Annotated in this window: 33 protein-coding genes; 18 read left to right on the forward strand and 15 right to left on the reverse strand. The window is 36.5% G+C overall.

Going from position 1 to position 26,218, the window contains the following annotated elements; translation table 11 throughout:
- Positions 1-19 precede the first annotated feature (19 nt).
- The 6 genes from rimM to FB551_RS12790 all read right to left on the reverse strand — a co-directional run bounded on the left by rimM (position 20) and on the right by FB551_RS12790 (position 3,633).
- Positions 20-562: a ribosome maturation factor RimM gene (gene rimM, locus FB551_RS12765; protein ID WP_047434663.1), complete on the reverse strand. Its 543-nt coding sequence runs from the start codon at positions 560-562 to the stop codon at positions 20-22.
- A gap of 14 nt (positions 563-576) precedes the next feature.
- Positions 577-1,143, reverse strand: coding sequence for a 30S ribosomal protein S16 (locus FB551_RS12770; RefSeq protein ID WP_142017771.1), 567 nt, complete (start codon positions 1,141-1,143; stop codon positions 577-579).
- A gap of 113 nt (positions 1,144-1,256) precedes the next feature.
- A complete protein-coding gene (locus FB551_RS12775; RefSeq protein ID WP_047434668.1) occupies positions 1,257-1,841 on the reverse strand; it encodes a hypothetical protein in 585 nt (194 codons plus the stop codon).
- Between the two features lies 1 nt (position 1,842).
- Positions 1,843-2,352 (reverse strand): nitroreductase family protein, encoded by a 510-nt coding sequence (locus tag FB551_RS12780; protein WP_047434670.1) that lies wholly within the window; start codon positions 2,350-2,352, stop codon positions 1,843-1,845.
- A 125-nt stretch (positions 2,353-2,477) separates the two neighbouring features.
- Positions 2,478-2,927, reverse strand: a complete 450-nt coding sequence (locus FB551_RS12785) for a GreA/GreB family elongation factor (RefSeq protein ID WP_142017772.1) — start codon at positions 2,925-2,927, stop codon at positions 2,478-2,480.
- Positions 2,928-3,105: 178 nt separating this feature from the next.
- Entirely contained in the window at positions 3,106-3,633 is a 528-nt protein-coding gene (locus FB551_RS12790; protein WP_142017773.1) for an SRPBCC family protein, read from the reverse strand.
- Positions 3,634-3,830: 197 nt separating this feature from the next.
- Between FB551_RS12790 and FB551_RS12795 the strand changes: the two genes are divergently transcribed.
- From FB551_RS12795 to FB551_RS12840, 11 genes are all read left to right on the forward strand, one after another.
- Positions 3,831-5,849: a M3 family metallopeptidase gene (locus tag FB551_RS12795; protein ID WP_142017774.1), complete on the forward strand. Its 2,019-nt coding sequence runs from the start codon at positions 3,831-3,833 to the stop codon at positions 5,847-5,849.
- Positions 5,850-5,858: 9 nt separating this feature from the next.
- Positions 5,859-6,272: a hypothetical protein gene (locus FB551_RS12800; protein WP_142017775.1), complete on the forward strand. Its 414-nt coding sequence runs from the start codon at positions 5,859-5,861 to the stop codon at positions 6,270-6,272.
- 127 nt (positions 6,273-6,399) lie between these two features.
- Positions 6,400-6,681, forward strand: coding sequence for a hypothetical protein (locus FB551_RS12805; RefSeq protein ID WP_226798683.1), 282 nt, complete (start codon positions 6,400-6,402; stop codon positions 6,679-6,681).
- On the forward strand, positions 6,665-6,817 hold the full coding sequence (locus tag FB551_RS23515; RefSeq protein ID WP_226798684.1) for a hypothetical protein: 153 nt from the start codon (positions 6,665-6,667) through the stop codon (positions 6,815-6,817). Before FB551_RS12805 ends, FB551_RS23515 begins: the two co-directional genes overlap by 17 nt.
- Before the next feature lie 51 nt (positions 6,818-6,868).
- Positions 6,869-7,252 (forward strand): tetratricopeptide repeat protein, encoded by a 384-nt coding sequence (locus tag FB551_RS12810; RefSeq protein ID WP_142017776.1) that lies wholly within the window; start codon positions 6,869-6,871, stop codon positions 7,250-7,252.
- A 26-nt stretch (positions 7,253-7,278) separates the two neighbouring features.
- A complete protein-coding gene (locus FB551_RS12815) occupies positions 7,279-7,479 on the forward strand; it encodes a YqaE/Pmp3 family membrane protein (protein WP_202967943.1) in 201 nt (66 codons plus the stop codon).
- 163 nt (positions 7,480-7,642) lie between these two features.
- Positions 7,643-7,963 (forward strand): ArsR/SmtB family transcription factor, encoded by a 321-nt coding sequence (locus FB551_RS12820; protein ID WP_142017777.1) that lies wholly within the window; start codon positions 7,643-7,645, stop codon positions 7,961-7,963.
- 34 nt (positions 7,964-7,997) lie between these two features.
- Positions 7,998-8,501 carry an SRPBCC family protein gene (locus tag FB551_RS12825; protein WP_142017778.1) on the forward strand — a complete coding sequence of 168 codons (504 nt, stop codon included), beginning with the start codon at positions 7,998-8,000 and terminating at the stop codon, positions 8,499-8,501.
- Between the two features lie 4 nt (positions 8,502-8,505).
- Positions 8,506-8,919 (forward strand): SRPBCC family protein, encoded by a 414-nt coding sequence (locus FB551_RS12830; protein WP_142017779.1) that lies wholly within the window; start codon positions 8,506-8,508, stop codon positions 8,917-8,919.
- Between the two features lie 204 nt (positions 8,920-9,123).
- On the forward strand, positions 9,124-9,855 hold the full coding sequence (locus FB551_RS12835) for a class I SAM-dependent methyltransferase (protein WP_142017780.1): 732 nt from the start codon (positions 9,124-9,126) through the stop codon (positions 9,853-9,855).
- A 100-nt stretch (positions 9,856-9,955) separates the two neighbouring features.
- Positions 9,956-11,059, forward strand: a complete 1,104-nt coding sequence (locus tag FB551_RS12840; protein ID WP_142017781.1) for a serine hydrolase domain-containing protein — start codon at positions 9,956-9,958, stop codon at positions 11,057-11,059.
- A gap of 3 nt (positions 11,060-11,062) precedes the next feature.
- Here FB551_RS12840 and FB551_RS12845 read toward each other — a convergent pair whose 3' ends face one another.
- On the reverse strand, positions 11,063-12,469 hold the full coding sequence (locus FB551_RS12845; protein WP_142017782.1) for an MFS transporter: 1,407 nt from the start codon (positions 12,467-12,469) through the stop codon (positions 11,063-11,065).
- Between the two features lie 40 nt (positions 12,470-12,509).
- Entirely contained in the window at positions 12,510-13,073 is a 564-nt protein-coding gene (locus FB551_RS12850; protein WP_142017783.1) for a TetR/AcrR family transcriptional regulator, read from the reverse strand.
- A gap of 202 nt (positions 13,074-13,275) precedes the next feature.
- On the opposite strand from FB551_RS12850, the gene FB551_RS12855 reads away from it, so the two are divergent.
- From FB551_RS12855 to FB551_RS12885, 7 genes are all read left to right on the forward strand, one after another.
- Positions 13,276-13,656 carry a VOC family protein gene (locus FB551_RS12855; RefSeq protein WP_142017784.1) on the forward strand — a complete coding sequence of 127 codons (381 nt, stop codon included), beginning with the start codon at positions 13,276-13,278 and terminating at the stop codon, positions 13,654-13,656.
- Positions 13,657-13,750: 94 nt separating this feature from the next.
- Complete coding sequence (locus FB551_RS12860; RefSeq protein WP_047434710.1) at positions 13,751-14,374, forward strand: hypothetical protein; 624 nt, start codon at positions 13,751-13,753, stop codon at positions 14,372-14,374.
- A 203-nt stretch (positions 14,375-14,577) separates the two neighbouring features.
- Positions 14,578-15,072, forward strand: coding sequence for a GNAT family N-acetyltransferase (locus FB551_RS12865; RefSeq protein WP_142017785.1), 495 nt, complete (start codon positions 14,578-14,580; stop codon positions 15,070-15,072).
- 11 nt (positions 15,073-15,083) lie between these two features.
- The gene (locus tag FB551_RS12870; protein WP_142017786.1) at positions 15,084-15,899 is read left to right on the forward strand and encodes a helix-turn-helix domain-containing protein; all 816 of its coding nucleotides are present in this window, start codon (positions 15,084-15,086) and stop codon (positions 15,897-15,899) included.
- Between the two features lie 78 nt (positions 15,900-15,977).
- A complete protein-coding gene (locus FB551_RS12875; protein WP_047434714.1) occupies positions 15,978-16,568 on the forward strand; it encodes an NAD(P)H-dependent oxidoreductase in 591 nt (196 codons plus the stop codon).
- 479 nt (positions 16,569-17,047) lie between these two features.
- A complete protein-coding gene (tyrS, locus tag FB551_RS12880; RefSeq protein ID WP_142017787.1) occupies positions 17,048-18,247 on the forward strand; it encodes a tyrosine--tRNA ligase in 1,200 nt (399 codons plus the stop codon).
- Positions 18,248-18,481: 234 nt separating this feature from the next.
- The gene (locus FB551_RS12885; RefSeq protein ID WP_142017788.1) at positions 18,482-18,922 is read left to right on the forward strand and encodes a GNAT family N-acetyltransferase; all 441 of its coding nucleotides are present in this window, start codon (positions 18,482-18,484) and stop codon (positions 18,920-18,922) included.
- A gap of 175 nt (positions 18,923-19,097) precedes the next feature.
- On the opposite strand, the gene FB551_RS12890 is transcribed toward FB551_RS12885, so the two are convergent.
- From FB551_RS12890 to FB551_RS12920, 7 genes are all read right to left on the reverse strand, one after another.
- Positions 19,098-20,609 carry a helix-hairpin-helix domain-containing protein gene (locus FB551_RS12890; protein ID WP_142017789.1) on the reverse strand — a complete coding sequence of 504 codons (1,512 nt, stop codon included), beginning with the start codon at positions 20,607-20,609 and terminating at the stop codon, positions 19,098-19,100.
- A gap of 4 nt (positions 20,610-20,613) precedes the next feature.
- Positions 20,614-21,891: a PP2C family serine/threonine-protein phosphatase gene (locus FB551_RS12895; protein ID WP_142017790.1), complete on the reverse strand. Its 1,278-nt coding sequence runs from the start codon at positions 21,889-21,891 to the stop codon at positions 20,614-20,616.
- Positions 21,891-22,934 carry a TerY-C metal binding domain-containing protein gene (locus FB551_RS12900; RefSeq protein ID WP_142017791.1) on the reverse strand — a complete coding sequence of 348 codons (1,044 nt, stop codon included), beginning with the start codon at positions 22,932-22,934 and terminating at the stop codon, positions 21,891-21,893. The genes FB551_RS12895 and FB551_RS12900 overlap by 1 nt, the downstream gene beginning before the upstream one ends.
- 17 nt (positions 22,935-22,951) lie before the next feature.
- Entirely contained in the window at positions 22,952-23,590 is a 639-nt protein-coding gene (locus tag FB551_RS12905) for a vWA domain-containing protein (protein ID WP_047434726.1), read from the reverse strand.
- Positions 23,591-23,678: 88 nt separating this feature from the next.
- A complete protein-coding gene (locus FB551_RS12910) occupies positions 23,679-24,356 on the reverse strand; it encodes a TerD family protein (RefSeq protein ID WP_047378866.1) in 678 nt (225 codons plus the stop codon).
- A gap of 27 nt (positions 24,357-24,383) precedes the next feature.
- Positions 24,384-24,959, reverse strand: a complete 576-nt coding sequence (locus FB551_RS12915; RefSeq protein ID WP_034698933.1) for a TerD family protein — start codon at positions 24,957-24,959, stop codon at positions 24,384-24,386.
- Between the two features lie 176 nt (positions 24,960-25,135).
- On the reverse strand, positions 25,136-26,218 hold the full coding sequence (locus tag FB551_RS12920; RefSeq protein ID WP_142017792.1) for a lysylphosphatidylglycerol synthase transmembrane domain-containing protein: 1,083 nt from the start codon (positions 26,216-26,218) through the stop codon (positions 25,136-25,138).

Genomic DNA, 26,218 nt, shown 5'->3' on the forward strand with positions numbered 1-26,218 from the left:
CTTATTGCTTATTGCAAAACTATTCGTCTTTTTTAGAAGGAACCAGAAATACATCAATAAGACCTTCAGGAAGTTCCATTTTGATGGTTCTCTCTTCCCTGTCTACTGCAAGAATCCAGTCTTTGATCATAGGAATAACCACTTCTTTTCCATCCAGATTGGTAATGAAATAGACCTGTGCGGTCTGGTCGTTCACAGATCTGATCACGCCACAGTTGTTATCATTTTGATCAAAAATTTCAAATCCGATGATTTCGTGGTAATAGAATTGTTTTCCTGAAAGTTTAGGAAGTGAAGCAAGTGGAAGGTAAACACTTTTACCCAACACCTGATCTACCATAGCTTCAGAAGAGTTTTTGAATGCAAGATTCAGAGCATCAAGCTTGCTCCATGATGATCTTTCAATAAAAAATGGAACCAATAATCCGTTGATTTCAACGAATATTGATTCCAATTTATTGTAAAGCTCGGGTTGATCGGTATCCAATTTAAGGATTACGTTACCCGCAAGTCCATGTCTGCGTGTGATTTTACCTAAAAAATAGCAATCTTCTTTACGCATAACAGGGTTTGTTCTTAAGCTTCAGTGTTTTCTTCAGTTTCAGCAGCAGGAGCTTCTCCTTCTGTAGCTTCAGCAGCAACTTCTTCAGCAGGTGCGTTTGCAGCTTCTTCAGCAGCTTTAGCATCAGCTTCAGCTTGTGCAACAGCAGCAACTCTAGCTTCGTTTACTTTTACTTCAGCTTCTAAAGCAGCTTTCTTAGCATCTGCTTTCGCTGTAGCTAAACCGTCTACTTTACCTTGTACTTTAGCATCTTTAGCTTCTACCCAAGCATTGAATCTTTTTTCAGCTTCAGCTTCGTCAAAAGCACCTTTAGCTACACCACCTTGTAAGTGTTTTTTGTAAAGAGCACCTTTGTAAGATAAAATAGCTCTAGCAGTATCAGTTGGCTGAGCACCGTTGTTTAACCACTCTACAGCAGAATCAACGTTCAATTCGATAGTTGCCGGATTAGTAATTGGGTTGTAAGTTCCTAGTTTTTCGATGAATCTACCATCTCTTCTAGCTCTAGAATCTGCAACCACGATGTGGAAAAAAGGTTTTCCTTTTTTACCGTGTCTTTGTAATCTGATTTTTACTGACATAATGTTTGAATTTTACGGGAACTCGTCCCAGTTAAATATTTAAGAGTGCAAAGATAGTAAAAAAGTTTGAAGTAAAAAGCTACAAGTAAAAAGTTTTATAAAATTCATTTTTTTTAACTGATCAGTGCAAAAGAGAATACTGTTGAAATAATCACAGAAATTAAAACTGCCATAAAAACAACAAAATTATCTCTTGTCTTTCCTGTAATCCCATAGATCACCAAATAGTTGATGATATAAGCAGGCACCAGCAGAAAAAACGAAAACTGTCCGGTAGAGGTAATCACAGCCTTTAAAAAAAGACTCCCGGTAACAGAAGCTATTACAAGTCCTAAAAGGCTTTTAAAAATTACTTTCTCATCTATCTTATCGTTTTCTTTAACTTTTGAAAACTGATCAAACTTATTCAGAATAAAAACCTTCAAATCACTTCTGCCAATCATTTCTGAAGAAATATTTTCAAGAATAACATCTATCTTTTCACCTTTCTGTACTCTTTTATGTACTTCATATGAAATTCTTCCTTTTTCTTTAACTAAAACTTTCCTGTATTCAGCTGCTTTTACAAATTCATCATAATTGAATTTCTGACTGATGGCCTCACGCAGTTCATCATTGACTTTACCTGTATGATCAGTCATATGAAGATAAGCGGCATGCAGATCTTCTTCATTATAATTTCTGTAAATATTCTTCATATTAAACAGTTCCCATATAGAAAAGTCCCAGACATTTCTGGTTTTCTTCAATGGTCAGAGATTCTTTCAGCTCGTCTACAATTTTGGGAGAACTCCAGTAGCACCCGATATTATTCGCTGTGCAGGTAAGGTACATATTCTGTACTGCCATTGAAGTAGCTGCTATTTCTTCCCATTCAGGAACCATACCACTGAAGTTGACTACAATAGAAACTACAACATTGGCTTTATTGATTTTAAAACCGATATCACTGTATTTTTTTTCCAGGAAAAGCTGTTCGGGTGTGATTGCTTTATAGATTGCCTGCATTTCTGATGCCAGCTGTGCTTTTTCTTCGCCTTTGAATATTTTAAAACGCCATGGCTTAGTACGTTTATGATTGGGAGCTAATGCAGCAGCGTTTACAATCTCCTCCAAAACCTCCTGAGGTATTTCTGAATCTGTATAATCCTTCGGGAAAATACTTCTTCTTTGCTCTATGATCTCTTTTAAAATGGATGCCTTATTCATGTAACAAAATTACAAAAAAGATAGAAGCGGCATCAATGAAGTTTACTATGGGGCTGATAGATACTTGAAGTGTATCAAAACTACTTTACTTTTTACTTTTTACTTTTTACTTTTTACTTTTTACTTTACAAAATCTCTATAATCTTCTGATGGATTTTGTTAAGTGTAAATTCATCACCAGCTTTCATGCCCATCATTTTTTTAGCCATGGGGCTTTCCGGAGAGATGGCATAGAACCTGTCTCCCTCAAAAAAGAACTCACCTAATGACACTGATATATAAAACCTGGCCTTGTTGGTGATGACCAACGAGCCAAGCTGTACTCTTTCTGTAGCCGTATTCAGAACCTTTGCCATGTTTCTTTTAAGATCATTCAAAGCTCCCAGCTGTCGTTGCATCTGATAAATCTCCTCCTGCATTTCTTCTCTCATACTGTCATATTTCGGAGTTTTTTTGATGTCACGGCTGGCTTCCAGGGTAAACTCAATAAAATTTTTAAGCTTTTCAATTTTCTCTGCAATGGTAGTCTTCACAAAGTCTCTGATATCACTTTTTTCAAATACAATCTTCTCCATACAATCTATTCTTTATATAAAGATAATATTTTTAGAATAATATTTCAATAGCATATTGTAAAATAACTTTTCGGAAATGAACATTATCCGCAAAAATGAAAGGATAAAAGACTATGGTTAAACCTATGAATAATGATATAAAAAAAGGCCTGTAAAATTTACAAGGCCTTCCGATTAATTATTCAGCAAGTTTCTTCAGATCTCCTAATCCCTGACTAAACATTTTATCCATATTGAAGTTCATCAGTGGTTTCATAATCTTCATCATAGGAGTAAGTTCATTATCAATCATCCATGTCACCCTGGTTCCGCTTCCCTCCTGTTTCATAATGAAATTAGCCTTCATATCTCCTTCAAAAGGTTCTATAAAATGAAGTTTTGTACTCATTTTTTGATTTGGAATAAGCTCAGTAATGGATTGTTCTCCTTCTCCTACATTTTTATCGCCTTTCCAGTGATAAGAATCTCCTAATTTATCTCCATTTCCTGAATACGTAATCACAATATTTTTATCAGCCTTGGAAAAAGGATCCCATTCATTGTAACCTTTTAAAGTACCTACATAAGGCCATACTTTTTCCTGTGGTGCATTGATGACAACAGATTTTTCATAGTGATAATCTTTACTGAAAGCCAGTACGGCAATGACTGCATAGATGATAGCCAGCACAAGGATGGCACCAATGATTTTTAAGAGTGTTTTCATAGTCTATATATTTAAGGTTATTTATTTTAAATCTATTTCAAAATTAAATATTCCCACATCACTCCTTCTTTCCATATGACAAGATTAATTAAAGATAAGGTATTTTTGTCATACCACACGAGTAAGGCATTATTTTTGACCGTTTCAGCTGTGATTCCCAATGAATCATTAAATTTACCTTATATAAAAGATCTAAAATGAATATTTTAACAGAAAAATTTAACACTCCATATCATTCGGCTCCGTTCAGCAGTATTAAAAATGAAGATTATCTTCCTGCATTTAAAGAGTTGATTCAAAAATCTGAAGCAGAAATTAATGCAATTGTCAGCAATCCTGAAGCTCCCACTTTCGAAAATGTAATCGAAGCACTGGCTTATTCAGGAGAACAACTGGATGTGGTTTCCAATATTTTTTTCAACTTAAATTCTGCAGAGACCAGCGATGAAATCCAGCAGATTGCTCAGGAAGTTTCTCCGATCTTAACAGAGTATTCTTCAAAAATTTCTCAAAACGAAGCCCTTTTCAACAAAATCCGGAAAGTATATGATGAAAAGGAAAAATATAATCTCAATGAGGAACAGGAAATGCTTTTGAATGAAACCTACAAAGGTTTTGTAAGAAGCGGAGCTTTACTGAATGAGGAAGACAAAGAAAAATTGAAGAAAATAAGTATGGATCTTTCTGTAAAGTCTTTACAGTTCGGACAAAATGTGCTGGCTTCTACCAATGCTTATTTTAAACATATTACGAATAAGGAAGATCTTGCAGGAATTCCTGAAGCCATCATGGACCAATATGCTGAAGAAGCGAAAGAAAGAAACCTTGATGGTTGGGTAGTAACGTTACAGTACCCAAGTTATATTCCGTTTATGACCTATGCTGAAAACCGTGAACTGAGAAAGGAACTCGCTCTGGCAAATGGTAAAAAATCTTTCGATGGTGGAGAATTCGACAATCAGAATCTGATTAAGGAGCTTTTGAATTTAAAACAGCAAAAAGCTGAGCTTCTTGGGTATAAAAACTATGCTGATTTTGTCCTTGAAGAAAGAATGGCGAAGTCTCCGGTAAAGGTTTTTGATTTTTTAAATGAACTTCTTACCAAGGCAAAACCTTATGCTGATAAAGAAATTGAAGAATTAAAAGCTTTGGCAAAAGCTGACGGAATTGACGAAATGCAAGGATACGACCATGCATTCTACGCTGAAAAACTTCGCAAGGCAAAATTTGATCTTAATGATGAAGAGTTGAAACCTTATTTTCCATTAAACCAGGTACAGGATGCTGTATTTGGATTGGCTGAACAACTTTTCGGACTGACTTTTGAGGAAAGAAACGACATTCCGAAATATCACGACGATGTAAAAGTATATGAAGTAAAAGAGAACGGGACTTATAAATCTCTTTTATATGTTGATTACTTCCCAAGAAAAGGGAAAAGAGCCGGTGCATGGATGACCAGCTACAAAAATCAGTACAAACGAAACGGGGAAAATTCCCGTCCACATATTTCAATTGTCTGCAACTTCAGCAAACCTACAAAAGATACCCCTAGCTTATTGACTTTCCAGGAGGTGACTACTTTATTCCACGAGTTCGGGCACGCACTTCACGGAATGATGGCGGATACTCAATATCCTACTCTTTCCGGAACTTCCGTTAAATGGGATTTCGTGGAACTTCCGTCACAGTTTCTGGAAAACTTCTGCTATGAACCGGAATTCTTAAAAACGTTCGCCATACATTATAAAACAGGAGAAGTTCTTCCTGATGAAAAAATTGAAAGAATAGCGCAGTCTAAAAACTTCATGGAAGGCTACCAGACTTTAAGACAGCTTGGTTTCGGTCTTCTGGATATGAACTATCACACCAAAGTGGCAGAACTGGAGAATGAAAGTGTAAAAGAGTTTGAAGATAAATATACCAAAGCAACCACCCTTTATCCTTCTAACCCAGAAACAGCGATGAGCCCAAGCTTTTCCCATATTTTCCAGGGAGGATATTCTGCAGGATATTATTCTTACAAATGGGCGGAAGTTCTGGATGCCGATGCTTTCCAGTATTTTAAAGAAAACGGAATCTTCAATCCTGAGATTGCAGCCAAATATAAAGTTTTGCTTTCTTCTGGGGGAACAAAAGATCCGATGGAGCTTTACAAGAGTTTCAGAGGCAGCGAGCCGAAAGTGGAAAGTCTGTTGAAAAGAGCGTTTGGATAGGATTACACTATGAAAGAAGAAATCAACAAATTGGAAAATGTTTTTAATCAAACTTTAAAAGCGACCCTTGGCATCATTAATTCTGAAAAAATTGATACAATCCTTGACAACAGAGATTCTGCTGACTTTTCAGATAAATGGATGAAAGCTTATCAGGCAGTTGAAGAAAAACATTTTGATGAGGAAACAGAGGACAAAATAAGTGATATCCGAAAGGAAATTTTTGTTTCCACCTTCAGAACTACGGGTTCTTCAGATCTTCCTGCTTATATTTCCGATGATTTTGGTTTGATCTGCTCCTACTATGTTCATCAGATTGAAAACAGCTGGGTTACCAATTTGCTTTTCACCTATCTTAATCATCAGATTCCAGATGGTGAACTGATGAAAACAGAGAAAACAATGAAAGAACTGATTCATTAGATCAGGAAAAATACAATATAAAAGAACAGCAATTGCTGTTCTTTTTTGTTTCATGATTCACCTGTTGCACTTTATGAAATTTTGTAAATTAGTCGCTTGATAACCTCAAAAACCAATTACCTGATCCATGACCATCCAAGAACAAATTCAAGAATATATCTACAGCCAGCCTGAAAAGAAACGCAAAGATATGCAGGAACTCCACCAGCTCATTCTTGAGATTATGCCAGAATGCAAGCTGTGGTTTCTCGATGGTAAAAACAGTGAAAATAAAACCGTTTCCAATCCCAATATCGGATACGGACTGTATACATTACAATATGCTGATGGAAAAACCAGGGATTTTTATCAGATCGGGATGAGTGCCAATACCACTGGTATCTCTGTCTATATTGAATATCAGCGATAAAACCCATCTGTCAGAAACTTATGGACAGAAGATAGGTAAAGCCAGTGTTACAGGATATTGCATTAAGTTCAAAGCATTGAAAGATATCAACATTGAAATCCTGAAAGCTGCATTACTGGATGGACTTAAAGAGTAAAAAGCTAAATTTGCACTTTATAAATAAACATCCATTCTGTAATTATAAATAATGAGTACGATAACAACAAGATTAGAAAACGTAAAAAAACTTCAGGCTAAAAGATGGGAAAATGAAGACCATTGGGATGCTTTAAACGATCTGTTGGTGAAAGAATTAGATGAAATCTTATTGATTGAACCTGAAAACACTTCAGCTTTAATCAATATTGGTGCTATTTACTCTGATATGGGAGAAAATGAAAAGGCTCTGGAGTATTTAAAAACGGCATTACATTTGGGTTCTAAAGACAAAAATCTTTTTGTAAACCTAGCTATTGTGCTTGTTTATATGGAGAAACATCAGGAAGAGTATTTGGAATATCTTGAAGAAGCTGAGGATAAAACCGAAGATCCTCTTACTTTTAAAGCCTATTTTGATCCTCAGTCCCGTTAAAATCAAATTAATTAAAAACAAAAATCATGTTATTAGCTATCTTACTTCCCTTCTTATCTTTCATGGTCCGTGGAAAAGTTTTCACCGGAATCATCTGTCTTATTTTACAGATCACTCTGATCGGATGGCTTCCTGCTGCAATCTGGGCTGTACTTTCTTTAAACAATGAAAGAGCTGACAAAAGAAATGACAGATTGATTAAAGCGATGCGGGAAAACAAAAGGTAAAACTTTCCCAACCCTACCACAAACAACTCATTTAAAGTTAATTAATAAATACCCTCTATCGTTTTTCAGTTTCTGATCTATAAATTTCATCAAAAAAAATTGCGAAACCGAAAAGTTGCACATATATTTGCAACCATATGGTTTCATATAAAAATCATCAACTATGAGAAGAGATATTTTCCAGGCAATAGCAGATCCCACACGCAGGGCTATTATTGCACTGATTGCAGTACAGGCAATGACACCGAATGCCATCGCAGAGCATTTTGATACCACCAGACAGGCCGTTTCAAAACACCTGAAAATTCTGACTGAGTGTGAATTGGTTACCCAAAATCACCAGGGAAGGGAAATTTATTACTTTTTAGAAATTGATAAAATGAAAGAAATAGATCATTGGCTGGAACAATTCAGAAAAATATGGGAAAGCCGTTTTGAGCAGCTTGATACTTTACTGGCGACATTAAAAAGCCAGCAGCAATAAAATTAATACAACAACCAAACTATAAAATAGTATTATGAAACATCTTCTTCAGTTCGATTTTCTTGCAGACAAAGAAAAGAACACCTTAACGATCAGACGTGAGTTTATGGCCAACCGACAATTGGTATGGGACTGCTATACAAAAAGTGAACTTCTGGACCGCTGGTTTGCCCCAAAACCATTCACTACCAAAACAAAATCCATGGAATTCCGTGAAGGCGGACACTGGCATTATGCAATGGTGGACCCCAACGGAACTGAATACTGGGGCTGGGTAGGCTACCACAAGATCAAACCCATTGATTCTTATACTTCCAGCGATGCATTCTGCAACGAAAAAGGAGAAATCAACACCAATCTTCCTCAGGCAGAATGGGCAGTAACTTTCACCGATAAAAATGAAAATACTCTTGTAGAAACAATTGTAAGCTATGCATCCTTAACTGATCTGGAAACCATTATCGAAATGGGAATGGAACAGGGAATGATGGCCATATTAGAAAAACTTGACGAATTACTGGTAACCTTAAATCAATAAAAAAATGAGTCACAAAATCACAGTTTCTGCTACCATCAACGCAGATGCAAAAAAAGTATGGAATTATTACACCCATCCTGAACACATTACCCAATGGAACTTTGCTGATCCTTCATGGCAATGTCCCTCTGCTACCAATGATATGAAAGTAGGTGGAAAATATGCAGCACGAATGGAAGCTAAAGACGGAAGCTTCGGTTTCGACTTTGAAGCTGTTTATGATGAAATAAAAGAAGGAGAAAACTTTAAGTACACCATGCCTGACGGAAGACAAGTACAGGTTGACTTTAAAGAAAATGCCGGTCAGACTCATGTAGATGTAGCTTTCGATCCTGAAAACCAGAATCCCGAAGAAATGCAGAAAGGAGGCTGGCAGGCAATTCTTGATAATTTCAAAAAGTATACGGAATCAAATTAAAATTTTTCAACCAAGAGTTGATATAAAGCTGGATGTTTACATTCAGCTTTTATTTTTTCATTGATCGGAAAGCGTTGAACTTTAATATTGTTGTAAATTTACTTTTCAAATCTGAGATATCAGAAAGAACAGCAATCTTTGATCCTTGCCAAGGTTTAAGATCTTGATAATGATCAATAATTAAGAATCACAATTTTTGAAGCTATGAAAGAAAATAAATACGATAATCCTTCATTTTTTGATCAGTACGAAAAAATGCTCCGTTCCCAGATAGGACTGGAAGGAGCAGGAGAATGGCACACCTTGAAAAACATGCTGCCGGATTTTCAGGGAAAAGATGTTCTTGACCTTGGCTGCGGTTTCGGATGGCATTGCCGTTATGCGATAGAAAACGGAGCTCAATCAGTCATCGGAATTGATCTTTCGGAAAGAATGCTGGCAAAAGCTCAGGAAATTAATAGTTTGAAAGGAATTTTTTATGAAAGAAAAGCTCTGGAAGATATTGATTATCCTGCTGAAAAATTTGATTTAATACTCAGTTCACTCACATTACATTATATAGAATCATTCGATACCATCGTGCAGCATATTTATAAATGGCTTAGTCCCGGAGGATCATTTGTATTTTCAGTAGAGCATCCTGTTTTCACTGCGGAAGGTGGTCAGGATTGGGTATATGATAAAGACGGTCAGAAAATCTGCTGGCCTGTCGACCGATATTTTACAGAAGGAAAAAGGAACACTACTTTTCTGGGCGAAAATGTAATCAAATACCACCGCACTTTAACGTCTTATTTCAATACCTTATTAAAAGCAGGCTTCAAAATCAAAGAAGTTATAGAACCTGAGCCAGGTCAGGAAATGCTAAAAGAAATTCCGGAGATGAAGGAGGAACTCCGCAGACCTATGATGTTAATCATCTCTGCTGTAAAATAGTTTTTAAAATATAATTTCTTCAGGATAAATTACAAATAACTATATTGTATAACATAGTAATAAAAATTAGTTATATCTTTGCATAACAAAATACATAGATATGATTACTAAAAAGCTGATTACCATTATTGTATTGCTTCCATTTTTTAGTTATAGAATGGATGCTCAGATTAATACCAAAGGATATGAAAAGAAAATTGACAGTATTATTCACACAGAATTTGGGAATAAAAATGAACCTGGCGGTGTTTTTCTGATTACGCAGAACGGAAAAAATCTGTATCGGAAAGCTTTTGGAAAAGCCAATCTTGAACTCGATGTCAATATGACCCCTGAGAATGTTTTTCAAATCGGATCAATGACCAAACAGTTTACTGCTGTAGCAATTCTGATCCTTGAACTGCGGGGAAAACTTAATGTCACAGATCCTGTTTCCAAATACATCAGGGATTATCCCAATGGAAATAACATCACCATGCATCATCTTCTGACACATACTTCAGGAATAAAGGACTTTACTAAAATGAAGTCAATAGCTTCCATCGCTCAAAAAGAAATGAAACCTGAAGAAATGGTAAATTTTTTCAAAAATGAACCTGTTGATTTTGCTCCCGGAGAAAAGTTTGATTATAACAATTCCGGCTATGTCGTTTTGGGATATATCATTGAGCTTGTTTCCGGAACTTCCTATGAAGACTTTATTAAGAAAAATATCTTTGACAAAGCAGGAATGAACCATTCTTATTATGCCTCTGACAGAAAAGTTATTCCTCAAAGAGCTTACGGATATCACAAAAAAGAACAGGGATTTGTGAATAAAACCATCATCAGTTTCAGTGTTCCTTTTTCTTCCGGTTCACTGATGTCTACAGCAGATGATATGTTGAAATGGCAGCAGGCCTTAAACCAAAATTTATTATTGGATTTAAAAGAAACTCAAAAAGCTCTTCAGAAATATAAACTGAATAATGGTGAAGAATTTACTTATGGCTACGGATGGCATTTGAAAGACATCAATGGAGTTCCTGACCGTGAGCATGGTGGAAGTGTCTTCGGATTTAAAAGTATGGGAGTTTATATTCCTGCTGAAGATATTTATGTGATTGGGCTCAGCAACTGCGATTGCCACTCTCCTACTGAAGTGACCAGAAATATTGCAAAAGCAACTTTAAATGAAATCAGAACCTCAGCAAAGAAACCTTAATTTTCATTCTCGCCGCCTTATTTCTGGAAGAACATCATCCGGAACTTTGAAAACACAGATCATTACAAAAATCAGACAGAATATATTAATCAGTAACACAATAGAGAAAGCTTCATGGTAATGTTGCACATCAGGTTTTTCTCCCAGAAAGTAATAGAAAACACTTCCTACGACAACAATTCCGAAAATAGCAGCAATCTGCTGAAAAGTATTGTAAACACCGGAAGCATTTCCCATCAGCTTTTCAGACATTCCCGACAGTGCTATAGCAGCGAGTGAAGGAATGATGGATCCGATTCCCAGCCCATGCAAAAATAATAACAGGCAAAAAACCGGAAAATCAGTTTCCATCCTGAAAAATAACAACTGAAGAATAAGGATCACAATAATAAAGCTAAGTCCTGCCATCAGGGCTTTTTTTCCATATTTCAAAATCAGTTTTACTGAAATAGCAGAGGCAAGGATAAATCCTGATCCCTGAAAAACAATGATCTCTCCGGCCCTCAACGGACTGATTTTTAACCCCTGCTGAAAAAACAGAGATACAATATAGAAATAGGAATCCAGCATAATAAAAAAGAAGGAAACTGCTACGATTCCCAGATTGAAATTGGCGTAGCGGAACAACTCAAAATCAATAAGATAAGAAGATGCATTTCGAATTTTTTTCTTTTGATTTTTAATAAAAGTAAATAAAATTCCTGCTGAAACAATCATTAATAAAACATTTTTAAAACCCAGCCCTGTATGCTCAGATGTTGTCAGGGCAAAAGTAGCACAGAACAATCCTGCAGAAAGAATGAGAACACCGGCAACATCAAAGGATTGTTTCACAGAAATTGTAGATTCGTCAAGTAATTTCAACGTAAGAAAAATTGCCGGCAAACCTATAGGAATGTTGATTAGAAAAATAAGCCTCCAGGGTTCTTCTATCATTGTCAAAGATGAAAAATAGCCTCCGAGAAACTGCCCCAACACAGTTCCTATCCCAATCGTAATTCCGTACCAACCCATCGCTTTGGTCCGCTCATGATGATCAATAAACAATATCTGTATCATCGAAAGTACCTGAGGTGCCATCATTGCCGCACTTATTCCTTGTATAAACCTTGCGATTACTAACTGATAGGCTCCTGCAGAAAATCCACACGCAACAGAGCTTACCATAAAAGCTAATAACCCGATGGTATACATCTTTTTTCTCCCGTAAAGATCACCCAATCGCCCTCCTGTAATAAGCAAAGAAGCAAATCCAATAAGATAGGCTGCAACCATAAACTGTATTTCACCATGAGAAGCATGAAGATCACGCTGTATGGAAGGTATGGATACATTGATAATAAAAATATCCATAATAGTCAGCAATTGTCCAAACAATATCACTAATAATTTCAAATACTTACGTTTCATTATTATATAGATATATCTATTTTTTAAATAGTAAAAAAAATCAGAGTAATAAACCCTGTACCAATTTTTTTACCTGATCAAATGAGTTATTTTCTCTGTTAATCGTGGATGTAATCACCGCTCCTTCTATTAAAAGGAAAATATTTTCTGCTAATAAATCCGGATCTGCCTGCTTCGTTTGTGCAGCATATTCATTTACAATTGTTCGGATCACTTCTTTTTGTTTCTCTTTATGCTGTCTGGCAAAACCAGAAACAGAGGGATTGCCTTCTCCTATTTCGGAAACAATTTTAATGAAGTGACATCCTGCAAATTTTGAAGTCTGCTGAAGTTTTTTCCTGTAATCAATAAGTGCCAGAATTTTTTCTTTTGGTTCTGAAATTTTGGATGTACTGTTTTCAAATCCCTCAAACCAATCCAATTCTTCTTTGACAAGATATGCCTGGAGAAGATCATTCTTGGATGAAAAATGATTGTACAAAGAACCAATCGCAATATCCGCCTCCGCAATAATCTGATTGATTCCCGTTGAATTATATCCTTGCTTATAAAACAGTTCTGAGGCAACTCTGATAATTCTTTCCCGTACTTTTTCCTTTTTCATCTTGAAAATTTTTACAAATGTAGATAAAAAATAGAGAAGTCTATCTATTTTTGAAATTGAGATAAAAACTTTATTTTAGATTCAGTAAATAATCCACTGTATAAACTATGAAATCATGAAACCGATGTTTTCCTTTTTGATATTTTTTTTGCTAATAAGCGTATCTTGCAGCCAGCCACAGAAAACAAATCCTGTAAAAAATATGAAAACCACCAATCCTGTTGTCTATTTTGAAATTCCTGTAAATGATCTCGAACGTGCTGAAAAGTTCTACACTGCTGTTTTCAACTTTAGTTTTGAAAAAGAAATGATAGACCACTATGAAATGGCTTTATTTCCTTTTGAAGAAAAAAACAGTGGTATTACGGGAGCTTTGGCCAAAGGAGAAGTATACAAACCATCCAAAAACGGTGTTATTATTTATTTTAAAACAGAAAATATTGACAGAACATTGGAAAAAGCCGTTAAAAACGGAGGTTCTGTTCTTTATCCCAAAAGAATTGACGAAAAATATGGGTTTGCTGTAGCAGAGTTCGAAGATTCAGAAGGAAACAGAATTGCACTGCATGAAACTGTAAAATAGCTATCCCATTCATTGCATATTATTTTTTTTAATACAGTTGACGCATATTTTGTATATTTAAACAACCATTTGAAATCTAATTTGGTAAATAACTATGGCGGAAGAACTTTATTTCATCAAGACCAATCCCACTATTGCCAAAATTAATTTGTACAATAAGCTCAGCCGTGAAGAAGAGAATATTCTTAAATTTCTTCAGCCTGAAGCGAGAAACACCCTTGAAACAATTAAAGAAAAAATAAAGGATTCTGTTGAAGAGCTTACCCAGGAAGAGCTTTTGCTTATTTTTCAATGGTTTCATCAAGTCTATTCTTCAGATCATGAGGAGACCAAAACACAGCTTTTCATTAATGGTATAGACCTTTTTTATGAAATTCCAACTAATGTTCATGCCGAAAATTTTCTGCAGATTCTTTCAGATTATGAAAAATTGCTGAAACAGGACATGAATTATATTGTGGATTCTAAAAACTTCAATCAGTTTCTGATCTACGGAATCTTTCTTACAGAGATCATCAACAGAAAACAGCATCCGGATAATATTCTTTGTGAATACCTGAAACCGGATAACCAGTCTTTGTATCTTCTGGCAGAAAACCAATGTGATCTGAAAAATTTTGATCCTGCCATCATCCCGGATCTTCAGCATTATTTTACCGATCTTTATGATCTGACTAAATTTTACAAGGGATCTATCATCAAGCTTGAGCAGGAGTAGAAAAATATGTGCAACTCATGTAACATCCTGCATTCAATAATTGTCTTTTATATATAACCGAAAGAAAAGCTGTCTTCAAAAACTAAAATGCAGCAAGAATAATTATTGAACCAGGATAAAAACTATAACATGGCCGGCAGTTTCCTTTTACGATGTGGAACTGCTTGCTTTTTTATGAAAGGCTAAAGAACAGCAAAAGCTTTATGAACAACATTACATTAGATCATCATATCATTATCAGAAAAGGAACTGATAATGATCTCCCGGAAATGTTGCAGCTTTTTAGAGCAACGATAGATGAAGTGTGTAAAAAAGACTATGATCTTCAACAACTTGAAGCCTGGAAATCCGGGTCAGATCATGAAGAAAGATGGATAAAAGTGATCAGGGATCAATATGTTTTACTTGCTCTTACTGAAAATAAAATCGCTGGTTTCTGTACGCTCGATCAGGGAAATTATATTGATCTGCTTTTTGTACACAAAGATTATCAGCATAAAGGTATTGCAACCCTCCTTTACCAACAGATTGAAAAAGAAGCTTTGCTGAATAATAAAAAGGCCCTTACTGCGGATGTAAGCAAAACAGCCAGACCATTTTTTGAAAAATCAGGTTTTGAGGTAGTTCAGGAAAAAACGGTCTCTGTAAAAGGAGTTGCTATGATCAATTATAAAATGATAAAACACCTCATCTCTTAATTTTCAGGCTTATGGAATTACATTCTGAATATAACGAGTACAGAATTTCTGTTCCTCAGGAATTTGAAAACGTATTTACTCATTTTTATTTTGCTGAAAATTCTTCTGAATTCTCCATTACCAAAACGCTTTTACCCACTTATCAGACTATTCTGTTATTTTGTTTTGGAGAAAGTGCTACCATGTCTACCCGGGAAAAGACCGTCATACAGATAGATAAATGTATGGTATTTGGGCCTGTGAGACAAGCTTTTGAATATACACTTCCCTCAGGATCATCTATTTTGGTTGCTAATTTTAAAGATGATGCATTTTTCAGGTTTTTCGGAAAAATATCCATTGAACAGCCGGCAAGACATCCGGATGAACTGCTGGAAGAAAACTGTTTTACAGATCTTTGGCATCAGCTTATCTCATTACATTCAACCTCCGGACAGGTAAATCATATCCTTGAATTCTGTAGACCTTATCTGCAGCACCGGGATCCTACCAGCCAGCTTTTGGGCAGTTTTGAAAATGACCTGTTAAATCCAATAAAAGTAATTGCAGAGCAAACTCAACAGACGGAAAGAAATATCCAGCGTAAGCAGAAAGAGCAGTTTGGCTATTCTTTAAAAGAACTTAACCGCTACAACCGTTTTTTAAAAGCTATAAAAATCATTGAAAAGGAAACAGAAGCACAAAATCCAGTCAAGTGGTTTACCATTATTGATGAATGTGGATATTACGACCAGAGCCAGCTTATTCATGATTTCAGGCATTTTATCAATATTTCCCCGGCTCAGTATTTAAAATTTCAGCAGGAGATCTGTAATCCAAGATCCTGATAGACTGTTTCGTTTTCTTACAATTTTTGAAAGGCACGCCGCAGTACTTTTGTCTCATTAATCTTAACAATCAAAGCAATGAGACATTTAATCATTTACGCACACCCTAACGAAAACAGTTTAAATCACAATATTTTAAACACAGTTGTTGAAACGCTCCAGTCCCATAATCAAGAAATTATCGTAAGAGATCTTTATAAAATCGGTTTTAATCCAGTGCTCTCTCTGAATGATATGCAGGGACAGCGCATGGGAAAAGTTTCGGATGATGTAAAAGCCGAACAGGAATACATTTCGTGGGCAGAGCAGATTACTTTTATCTATCCTATCTGGTGGACCGGACTTCCCGCCATGATGAAAGGATATATAGACCGTGTTTTCAGTTATGGTTTTGCCTACCGCTATGATCAGGGCGTACAGAAGGGACTTCTGAAAGATAAAAAGACGGTGATCATCAATACCCATGGAAAATCTCATGAGGAATATGAAAAAACGGGAATGGATAAAGCGTTGACACTAACCTCTGATAATGGTATTTTTATCTATTCCGGGCTGGAAATCATCAGACATTTATTTTTTGATAAAGCAGATAAAGCGTCTTCTGAAGATCTGAAAATCTGGAAAGATCAGATTAAAAACTTATACGCTGAACATGCACTCAACTATTAATTTTTTTCTTCATAAAACTTATTTAAAAACAGAAGATTTACCTTGTACTAAAGGCTTCTTACCAACTGAATACGAAGATAACGAAATATAGTATAAATATCTTTTCTGTGTATTTTGTTCTCATCAGATTTATGGCATGAAATTAGCTTCAAAAACCGCAAGTAAAATTGTTTTGAACCATTATTTTAAGCCATTAAGATTGATGGATGGTTAAGTTTTTCTTTTAAAACAAATCTTGTTATAACCCTGCAATGCGTCTTAATGGTTTAAATATTGGATTCTCAGGAAATACCTGTATATTTACATAACAATGAAATATCTGAACAGCATATTACGTCTTCCATTCTTCAGTGAATATTACACTCCGGGCTATCGTTCGGGAAGACTTTCTATATCTGTAATCCAATAAAATAATCTAACGTATATATAGAGCCCGGACAATACCTGTCCGGGCTTTTTTCATTTTAAAACTATTCAACATGATTCATCCATTACAAGAAAATGTGGCTATCATCCTGCCGGAAAACGGGCTGGAAGAAAAACTCGCTCAAGCCTCCAAAGAAAACAGAAAACTTTCTATCAAACTGGGGTTTGATCCTACGGCTCCGGATTTGCATCTGGGACATGCCGTTGTTTTAAAAAAACTGAAACAGTTTCAGGATCTGGGACATCAGATTATTATTGTTGTAGGAAGCTTTACGGCAAGAATTGGTGATCCTACCGGGAAAAACAAAGCCAGAAAACCTTTAAGTGCTGAAGATGTACAGCATAATGCCCAGACTTATATCAATCAGCTCTCCAAGGTTATTGATGTAAAAAAAACAAAAATTGTTTTTAATTCTGACTGGCTGGATGCTCTTGATTTCTCTGAGGTGATCCAGCTCCTTTCAAAAGTTACCGTCGCACAGCTGATGCATCGAAATGATTTTAATAAAAGGTTTACAGAAAATACACCTATCGCTATGCATGAACTGGTATATCCGATTCTTCAGGGTTTTGATTCTGTAAAAATAGCATGTGATATTGAAATGGGAGGCACGGATCAGCTTTTCAACTGCACAATGGGAAGACAGCTTCAGGAAGTGCATCAAATGCCTGCTCAGATTGTGATGTGCATGCCATTACTGAGAGGTCTTGACGGAAAAGAAAAAATGAGTAAATCCCTGAACAATATTATCGGATTGACGGACGAACCTAATGAAATGTTTGGAAAAACCATGTCTATTCCTGATGCTTTGATTGAAGAGTTTCTCAACCTTACCACCGATTTTTCTATGGAACAAAAATCAGCGCTTCTTTCCAGAATTTCAGAAGGTGAAAACCCTATGAATATAAAAAAACTGATTGCCAAAAATATCATCAGCCAGTACCATGATCCGGCTTCGGCTGACAATGCAGAACAGTTTTTTATCAATCAGTTTCAGAATAAAAATTCTGAAGAGAAAGTGTATGAACGTGTGGCGATCTCTTCATTGAAAAGTATGGAAAACATAATTTCTCTTGTTGAACTCTGCCATCAGCTTAAAAGCGACCTCAGCAAATCAGCAATCCGGAGGTTAATTGAGAGCGGAGGAATTCAGATCAATACAATCAAAATAACGGACGCTGATGAAAAAATGGAACTGATCCCCCAAACTAAAATAAAAATAGGGAGAAGGGGCTTTTTTGAGTTAATATAAGGCTGGAAGATGGAAGCTGGAGGATGGAAGTTTCTGGCGGAAGTCAAACATCTGAAGTTTTTGACAGGAATATTTTTTTTAAAAACAGTAGTTACAATAAAAAAAGCAGGAGTTCGCTACAGCACAATAGTAACTTCCTGCCTCCTTCTCTCAGCTTCCAACCTTTAATATACGCAATAAGAAATGGGACTGAAAATTGCATTCAGGTAAGAGCGTAATTTTTTATATTTGAATATGGATCTTAACCTGCATTATAAACAAGCTGACGAAACAGATATTAATTTTCTTCTTAATCTCAGAATGAAAACCATGAATCCTCATTATGAAACTTCAGGACTGTCTACTGACAGAGAGACAACTTTACAACGAGTTCTGTACCAGTTTGAAAAAGCTCATATAATTTTTTTAGATCATCAACCGATAGGGCTGTTAAAACTAGACAGAACATTTACCAACATTGAGGTTCTGCAGCTTCAGATTGATCCCTCCCAACAAGGTAAAGGACTTGGAAAAAAGATTTTGTCTGATATCCTGGAGGAAGCTTCATTAGCAGGAAAAACAGTTTCATTAAGTGTTTTAAAAACCAATAAAGCCCAGCATCTTTATAAAAGTCTTGGTTTTAGAATTGTGGATGAAGATCAGTATTCTTATTTTATGGAAACGGAAAGGCAATAGATGTTTTTAAGTTCTGGCTAAAGTGGTTGAATGTTTCCTTTGATCAAATAATTTGACTTTTGTCATTCTGACGAAGGAAGAATCTCACACATAAACAGCCATATGAGATTCTCCATTACATTTCATTCCATTCAGAATGACACTCCGGAAACAAGCCTTGATTATCCGTTAGCCTTTACTGATTGGCCATGGTCACATAGATGAGTCTTCCGCCTTCTTCCGTAGACAACAGTATTTTTTTACCATCAGTGAGTTCTACCATAGAACCTGGTGGAATTTCTTTTTGTTCTGTGATATCTTTCATTCCGGATAATCCTTGATTTACCAATACCCATTTTCCCTGATGGAATGTAAAATATCCTACAGGCATTTTATCCTGCATCGTCAGATTTTCATTTCTTATTACTTTCCTGGAAACATGCCATTTGAACAGATATTGATTATGATAGACCATCAGTCTGTGATTTTCCGGTTTCCAGACCTCATCATCAAATTTAAAATATAAGTCTAAAACCGGTAATGTTCCCTGATGTGGTGTTCCGCAAAAGGGGCATTTTGGATTGCTCGTATTATCAAAGACATACCATTTTTCGGTACAATTCGAATGATGACAGGGTTGGATCAGATCTACAGTTTTCAGCAATGCAGCTTCCCATTCATTGGCAGTAGGACGTCTGATGGGATCATGCAGTCCGTCTATGAATGTTTTTCTGAACAATTCTGAAAGATAAGGCCCTGTAACCGTATACGGAATCTTTTGAGGATCGCCCCAGAAGGCATCCCATTTTCTGAGATGATCTGCTTTTACCTGATTGGAAGGATTTTCCGGATCTTCTACAAACAGCGCTTTTTCTCCCATGGATAAAATTTCATCTTTTTCGGAATCCAGATCCCAGATTTTTCCTCCACGAAGCGGATGTCTTCTCAGAAGATACATATAAATCAGAACAGCGAGTGCGTGCAGATCTGTTTTTTGATTGGGCAAATGTCTTCCGGGATCCTGAAGTTTCAGATGCTGGGTTTTTAAAACTTCAGGCGCAATAAAGTCTGCTGTTCCTATGACTTCCGGCGGAAAGAGCTTGGGAACAACAAGCCCGTCAATATCAATGATACAGGCAGATTTTGTTACGGGATCTACCAGAATATTATTATAAGATAAATCGGAATGTGCCAGCCCCATCTGATGCAGCTTTTTCACTCCCCTGCTGATATTGACTGCAATCTGGAAATAGCTCAGCCAATCCCCAAGCTCCGACTGATCCAGTCTTAAAGGGTATTGCTGATTTCTGAACATGGGAGCCGTAAACCACTTCCCCACTTTATCCTGTCCCTGAATATTATCCGAACCGACATAGCCTTTGGCAAAATAAAATTTATTATGATAAACAGGAACTACAATTCCTGTGAGTGTATTTCTTTCAACAATATCATAAGGCCATCTGAATATTTCGTTCAGAAAGTAGTCTGAAGTATTTCCATTCTGTATGTTTTGCAGATAAGTGGAAACAATCTTTATGATTCTTTCTTTCTGTCCTTCATCCAGCGGATTACGGTAGAAAGCGACTACATATTCTTTATCAGGCGAAAAATAAACATCTTTCACACCGCCCCGGATAGGGTTTTCATCTACATATTCATAGGATTTGGCTGTGTCCAGAACAGAAACAACCTTAATGGTCTTTTTCATGGTATTAATAGATTATTGCCAATGTACGGTCATCATGATTTCCTCTGCTCCAGAAATCGCACCAGATTAAAAGTTCTTCATCAATTTTTTCATCATTGATAAAATCTGCTTTCGTCCGGTCATCATTATTTCCGGCAAGGTCTTCAAAAAGAGTTTTCCAGCTTTCTGTGTCTTCCAGTTTATTTTCTGTGATAAATTTAGGATCATAAATACCATCCGTCATCAGAACCAGATAAGAAAAGTCCTTCACACAGGTGATCCGGAAACGGGAAGCCATTGTATCATTAAAAATTTCTTTCATGGTGATAAAGCGGGTGCCTCCGCCAAACTCACCCACATCCATCTGATTTAAGAGTTTTACTTCAGAAAAATCAGGATTGATGAGATTAATCGGGCAGTCTCCTACTCCAAAGCTAAGAATGACATACCCGAAACTAAACTTTTTAAGTAAAGTAAAAATCAGCGTAGCATGCAGATCACTTACAGACAGAGCATTTTCGGATGCCGTTTGTTCCAATGTTTGATGGACATGTAGAACACTTTCCGATAAAATATTTTTGATGTTTTGCTCAGCATCTGATCGTTCTATATCTGATGAGTCTGAAGCATACATCTGATTGATATTATTTTCAATTCCCCTTACGATCTCCTGCGAATTAAAAAACTGACCTATCGTTGCTGTTGCCAATCTTGAACCTTCTCTTGCAACAGCTGCTGAGCCCGCTCCATCTGAAACAGAAACAATATTCCAGTCTTCTGGAAGATTATACACAGTAAAATCATCTTCACGGAATTTCCCTTCATGGGCATGGGAACGTCCTCTTTTGGAAGCCACCACAATTTTTTTATCTGAAAAAGAACCTTTAAAAGAATCTTCTTCAGATTTATAAAAAGCTGCATTTGTATCGCTGGGAATATTTTTCCACAAATCTTTCGGATCTGCATTGACAAACATCTGTATTTTTTTTGTCTCGATATGCTTCTGATCATGAATGTGATAAAACTGAACATCCAGATGATACATATTGTTGGTAACCGGGGTTCCTGAAATGGTATTGTTTTCAAAAACAAGCCCTGTTTCCTCAAGACCGCTGATATTCCGGATTTCTATATTCGGAAAATCATCCATATCAAGGTTGAATTCATAGAACTGCTTGGCACTGGCATTTTTCAATACCCAATGAGCATCTTTGAACTCTTCTTTTTCTTTAAAAATAACAGCCTGTTCCATCGTCTTCGGCCTGGATTCATCATTTGATTTTCTGAAAAACTTGCCCATCATTAGCCTAAAGTTCTGTTAATATCAAATCCGCCGCCGGAAAATCCGTAATAATCCGACGTTCCACACCATGGACATTTGCTGTATCCTTCTCCTCTCAGGCAGTGAATACCTCCGCATGAACAGGTAGCTAATGCAATGGGATTGGCACAGTGCGGGCATGAAGTTCCTCCGTCCAGTTCTTCTATATTGATTTTAAGATGCGTTTTTTGGTTTGAGGAAAGTCTGTAGTAAGCTTTTTCATCAATTTTATAAGCACCGTCAAGCCTGTAGTATCTTGTAGCCATTCCCGGTATGCTTGATTCTGCGAATGCTTTTTTAAACTTCATCAGATAAAGCTTTTCCGTTTCCTGACATTTTCCATTCAATACAACAAAATTATTATCCGGGAATTTTTGCTCCATTTCGGGATCTACTTTCTCCAGAATAAGAGAATCAATTTTAGACAAATTAATTCCTTCTTTTTTGGCTTCTGTTACGCTCTGGCTGGTTGTTTTAATAGAATCCGTTACCCATTTGAAAAACTCTTTGTAAGAATTCTCATCAGAATTATTGAATAATAGTACATTATCTGCCAGAGAACCGAGAAGTTTATAATTGGTATTTTCCCCAATAGATACTGCAATTGTATTGGATTTCCCGTTATATTTTTGAGTCCATCTTTCAATGGCTTTGGTAGCATCATCCGTGGGAACACCATCTGTAAACAGGAAGACGATAGGTTTCCAGTCGCCTTTTCTTTCGTACGTTGTTTTTACAATATCGCGGTCGATACAATCCATTAGTTTAATTAAACCCTGAGAAAGTGACGTACCGCTTCCAACCGGAATTTTAGGGGGATAAAAACTGATAATATCCTGCATGGGAGTAATGACTTCAGCTTCTCCCGCAAAACCAATCACGGAAATATAAACGGTTTCAAGTGAATAGGGATCTTTTTTTAATTCCCTGATAATATTGGCGATACCTTCCTGTACCTGCTCAATAGGCACTCCTACCATAGATTCGGAGACGTCTACTAAAAAATAAATCGGCAGTCTTCTCATGCTGTAAAGACAATTTTTTAAATAATAATATTAAGCTCCGATGGTGGCGGAGGTAAGGTGATGTTTTCTCCTGTATTCTGTGATTGTCCTCCCTGTGTAATGGAAGAGCTAACCCATTTGAAAAAGGAAGAAAGGGTAATTGCGTCTGTAGTATCCAGCTTTACGACATGATCTGTCAGTTCTTTCAGAAACTGTTCATCTGCTTTCGGGCCTGCAGCGCATCCTACGATAGCACCAAATTCCAGTCCTCTGATTACAGGAATCATCTGCCTGTATTTCTGAATATCTGAAGGTTTTCCATCCGTAAATATAAACAGTAACGGCTGCCAGTCTCCTTTGGCATCAGCAGATTCTTTGACTATTTCTTTCTGAACCAGTTCTGAAACCATTTCCAGTGCTGCTCCTGTATGCGTGGGACCGCTATCCGGACAGGTAATTTCCATGGGATAAAAGCTGGCCAGATCTGTTAAAGGAATGATATTTTTAACTTCTCTATCGAAGGTAATAACACTCAGATGCAGGCTGTCCATCGCCTGCGGATCGGCACGCAGCATACTGATAAGGCCGTTAAAACCATTATTCAAAGCCTGAATAGGTTCTCCATTCATAGAACCTGAAGTATCTAATAAAAAATAAGCTAATAATCTCCTGCTCATTATAGACAAGTATTAATTCTGAAGCCGGCAGAGGCAGTCGGAGACTTCCAGGCCGGCTTTTATTTTGATTTGATAAAATTTTGAGAATCTAGTTGGAATATGCGTATTGCTGTCTCAGAATATCTATAAAGTTATCTGTATGATGCGGCTCTCCTACAGCACGGAACTTCCAGTCGCCGTTATGACGGTATGCTTCTGCAAAAACCATAGCACACATTCCGTTCATACTTGAATCTCCGGAAAGGCTGTATTTCGTAATTTCTTTTCCTGAAGCATCTACTGCACGGATAAATGCATTTTCGATCATTCCGAAGTGCTGGTTATTGGTTCTTCCCTGATAAATGGTAACCAGGAATACGATTTTCTGATAACTCTGATCCAGCTGATCCAGTCTTACAATGATTTGCTCATCATCACCATCTCCTGCTCCGGTTCTGTTATCTCCGGTAAGCCATACATTTCCGCTTGGGTGCTGCATAGAGTTGAAGAAAACCACATCTCCCTGATAAAGGCCCATCTGTCTTCCATCATTGGTCTGTACTGTTCTTCCAAGATTGGCTACTTTTCCGTTGCCATCCAGAAGAAATGCGACTGCATCAAGGTCATATTCGGCTTCTTTACTGAACAGCTTTCCAAAGAATCCACTGCCTTGTTTTCTTACATCCCACCCTAAGCCAATGGTTACTTTTGAAAGATCATACACGCTTTCACCGCGGTCATTCTTTCTTAAATCTATCGTTTGTCCTTTCTGTAAATTAATTGCCATAGTTATAGTTTTTGTGTATTTGATGATTTATTTGATGATTTGCCCTTTGTAGTATTTTTCAAGGAAGAAGCCAAGATCTGCTCTGTATCCTATTCCTGAAGCTTCAAACTTCCAGCTTCCGTTTCTTTTGTACAGTCTTCCGAACTCTACTCCGGTTTCAATGGAGAAATCTTCATCCAGTTCGTATTTTGCTATTTCCTGATTGGAATGATTATCCACTACTCTGATATAAGAGTTTCTTACCTGTCCGAAATTCTGTCTTCTTCTTTCAAAATCCTCAATGGTTACCACGAAAAGAATCTCTTCTACTCTTGAGTCTACTTTATCAAGGTCTATAATAATAGCCTCATCATCGTCACCATCACTGTTTTTACCACTGGGATCATCTCCTGTATGGGTAAGGGCTCCGTCCGGAGAATTCAGGTTATTGTAAAAAACAAAGTATTCTTCACTTACTAATTTTCTGTCAGAATCAATCATGATTGCAGAAGCATCCAGGTCAAAGTCGTAGCCGGTTCCTTCATTCGGATCCCAGCCTAATCCAATCGTCATTTTAGTCAATCCAATCTCGATCTTTTGTCCTTTCTGTAGATTAATGGCCATAGTGTTTTATATTATAATTATTTTTTGCATTAAGATAGAAGTGATTTATGAACTGACCAAATTTATTGATAAAAAAATGCCACAGACAGCTTAATTAAAACGATTTAAATCAAAAAAAGCAATAAAAAAGGTCCAATTAAAAAATTGAACCTTGTATTGTATAGGTTGGTATTGAATTAATTTTCAAATTCTTTATCCGAAACAGAGGCATTTCTTGCTTTGGCCAGCATAGGAATAGATATTAATCCCATTACCAGCATTATCACAATCTGCAGCGGTAAAGAAATAAAGGAATAGGTAAGTCCCATTTCACCACCGAAATCTGCACTTTTTCCTACTGAAATAAACAACGCCATAAAACCATACTTCATAGCCAGGTTATACGCTCCGATTCCTCCGCTGGCAGGGATAATCATACCTAATGTTCCTACAACAATAATGAAGAAACCGTCTGCAAAGGTAAATGCGGATGTTTCAGGAAGGGCAAAGCAAACCAGATAAGCAGCAAAATAATAGCAAATCCAGATTCCTAATGTATAAAGAATGAATTTTCCTTTTTCTTTTAATTTAAAAATGGAAGTAATGCCCTGAAAAATTCCTTTTCCAAAGTTGACAAGTTTCTCTTTTTTATATTTATAAAGTAGGCCTAACCCAATTAAAACCAATATTACAAGACCAATTTTAACGCATAAATAAAATGAATCAAAATCACTTACCCCCAACTTCATGATCTGCCTCTCAAAAAAGTTAGGAACAAACTCTTCTTTTTCATCCTTTTTATCCATTACAAAATGATAGAAAGCAAGAATTGCATTAAATTTAAAAATTCCTGTTAGAAGTAAAAATCCCATCATACATATAAGATCCACTACTCTTTCTAAAATAATAGTCCCAATAGATTTGTCTACAGGCACTTTTTCTACTCCATATAAAGCTGTTGCCCTTGCCACTTCCCCACTCCTCGGGATGGTAAGATTCATCAGATATCCAAATGATATGGACCAAAGTGCATTGGAGTTTGAAATTCTGTGTCCCATTGGCTCCAGCATCAGATTCCAGCGGATCGCCCTGAACCAATACGCCAAAAGACCAAATACCGAAGCAAACAATACCCAGATATAATTAGCTTTTGCCAGTGATTTCTGAATGACTTTAAAATCCAGCCCCCTTAAGGCAAGCCATAAAAAAAAGCCTGCAAAAGCAAGCGATATTACTATTGTAAGTATTGATTTTACCGGACTTTTTGATGTTTTCTCCAT

This window comes from Chryseobacterium aquifrigidense, assembly GCF_006716485.1.
GTDB lineage: Bacteria > Bacteroidota > Bacteroidia > Flavobacteriales > Weeksellaceae > Chryseobacterium > Chryseobacterium vietnamense.

Coding starts and splice junctions, on each gene's coding strand:
- rimM (WP_047434663.1), bottom strand. CDS start 562: ATGCGTAAAGAAGATTGCTATTTTTTAGGTAAAATCACACGCAGACAT.
- FB551_RS12770 (WP_142017771.1), bottom strand. CDS start 1,143: ATGTCAGTAAAAATCAGATTACAAAGACACGGTAAAAAAGGAAAACCT.
- FB551_RS12775 (WP_047434668.1), bottom strand. CDS start 1,841: ATGAAGAATATTTACAGAAATTATAATGAAGAAGATCTGCATGCCGCT.
- FB551_RS12780 (WP_047434670.1), bottom strand. CDS start 2,352: ATGAATAAGGCATCCATTTTAAAAGAGATCATAGAGCAAAGAAGAAGT.
- FB551_RS12785 (WP_142017772.1), bottom strand. CDS start 2,927: ATGGAGAAGATTGTATTTGAAAAAAGTGATATCAGAGACTTTGTGAAG.
- FB551_RS12790 (WP_142017773.1), bottom strand. CDS start 3,633: ATGAAAACACTCTTAAAAATCATTGGTGCCATCCTTGTGCTGGCTATC.
- FB551_RS12795 (WP_142017774.1), top strand. CDS start 3,831: ATGAATATTTTAACAGAAAAATTTAACACTCCATATCATTCGGCTCCG.
- FB551_RS12800 (WP_142017775.1), top strand. CDS start 5,859: ATGAAAGAAGAAATCAACAAATTGGAAAATGTTTTTAATCAAACTTTA.
- FB551_RS12805 (WP_226798683.1), top strand. CDS start 6,400: ATGACCATCCAAGAACAAATTCAAGAATATATCTACAGCCAGCCTGAA.
- FB551_RS12810 (WP_142017776.1), top strand. CDS start 6,869: ATGAGTACGATAACAACAAGATTAGAAAACGTAAAAAAACTTCAGGCT.
- FB551_RS12815 (WP_202967943.1), top strand. CDS start 7,279: ATGTTATTAGCTATCTTACTTCCCTTCTTATCTTTCATGGTCCGTGGA.
- FB551_RS12820 (WP_142017777.1), top strand. CDS start 7,643: ATGAGAAGAGATATTTTCCAGGCAATAGCAGATCCCACACGCAGGGCT.
- FB551_RS12825 (WP_142017778.1), top strand. CDS start 7,998: ATGAAACATCTTCTTCAGTTCGATTTTCTTGCAGACAAAGAAAAGAAC.
- FB551_RS12830 (WP_142017779.1), top strand. CDS start 8,506: ATGAGTCACAAAATCACAGTTTCTGCTACCATCAACGCAGATGCAAAA.
- FB551_RS12835 (WP_142017780.1), top strand. CDS start 9,124: ATGAAAGAAAATAAATACGATAATCCTTCATTTTTTGATCAGTACGAA.
- FB551_RS12840 (WP_142017781.1), top strand. CDS start 9,956: ATGATTACTAAAAAGCTGATTACCATTATTGTATTGCTTCCATTTTTT.
- FB551_RS12845 (WP_142017782.1), bottom strand. CDS start 12,469: ATGAAACGTAAGTATTTGAAATTATTAGTGATATTGTTTGGACAATTG.
- FB551_RS12850 (WP_142017783.1), bottom strand. CDS start 13,073: ATGAAAAAGGAAAAAGTACGGGAAAGAATTATCAGAGTTGCCTCAGAA.
- FB551_RS12855 (WP_142017784.1), top strand. CDS start 13,276: ATGAAAACCACCAATCCTGTTGTCTATTTTGAAATTCCTGTAAATGAT.
- FB551_RS12860 (WP_047434710.1), top strand. CDS start 13,751: ATGGCGGAAGAACTTTATTTCATCAAGACCAATCCCACTATTGCCAAA.
- FB551_RS12865 (WP_142017785.1), top strand. CDS start 14,578: ATGAACAACATTACATTAGATCATCATATCATTATCAGAAAAGGAACT.
- FB551_RS12870 (WP_142017786.1), top strand. CDS start 15,084: ATGGAATTACATTCTGAATATAACGAGTACAGAATTTCTGTTCCTCAG.
- FB551_RS12875 (WP_047434714.1), top strand. CDS start 15,978: ATGAGACATTTAATCATTTACGCACACCCTAACGAAAACAGTTTAAAT.
- tyrS (WP_142017787.1), top strand. CDS start 17,048: ATGATTCATCCATTACAAGAAAATGTGGCTATCATCCTGCCGGAAAAC.
- FB551_RS12885 (WP_142017788.1), top strand. CDS start 18,482: ATGGATCTTAACCTGCATTATAAACAAGCTGACGAAACAGATATTAAT.
- FB551_RS12890 (WP_142017789.1), bottom strand. CDS start 20,609: ATGAAAAAGACCATTAAGGTTGTTTCTGTTCTGGACACAGCCAAATCC.
- FB551_RS12895 (WP_142017790.1), bottom strand. CDS start 21,891: ATGATGGGCAAGTTTTTCAGAAAATCAAATGATGAATCCAGGCCGAAG.
- FB551_RS12900 (WP_142017791.1), bottom strand. CDS start 22,934: ATGAGAAGACTGCCGATTTATTTTTTAGTAGACGTCTCCGAATCTATG.
- FB551_RS12905 (WP_047434726.1), bottom strand. CDS start 23,590: ATGAGCAGGAGATTATTAGCTTATTTTTTATTAGATACTTCAGGTTCT.
- FB551_RS12910 (WP_047378866.1), bottom strand. CDS start 24,356: ATGGCAATTAATTTACAGAAAGGACAAACGATAGATTTAAGAAAGAAT.
- FB551_RS12915 (WP_034698933.1), bottom strand. CDS start 24,959: ATGGCCATTAATCTACAGAAAGGACAAAAGATCGAGATTGGATTGACT.
- FB551_RS12920 (WP_142017792.1), bottom strand. CDS start 26,218: ATGGAGAAAACATCAAAAAGTCCGGTAAAATCAATACTTACAATAGTA.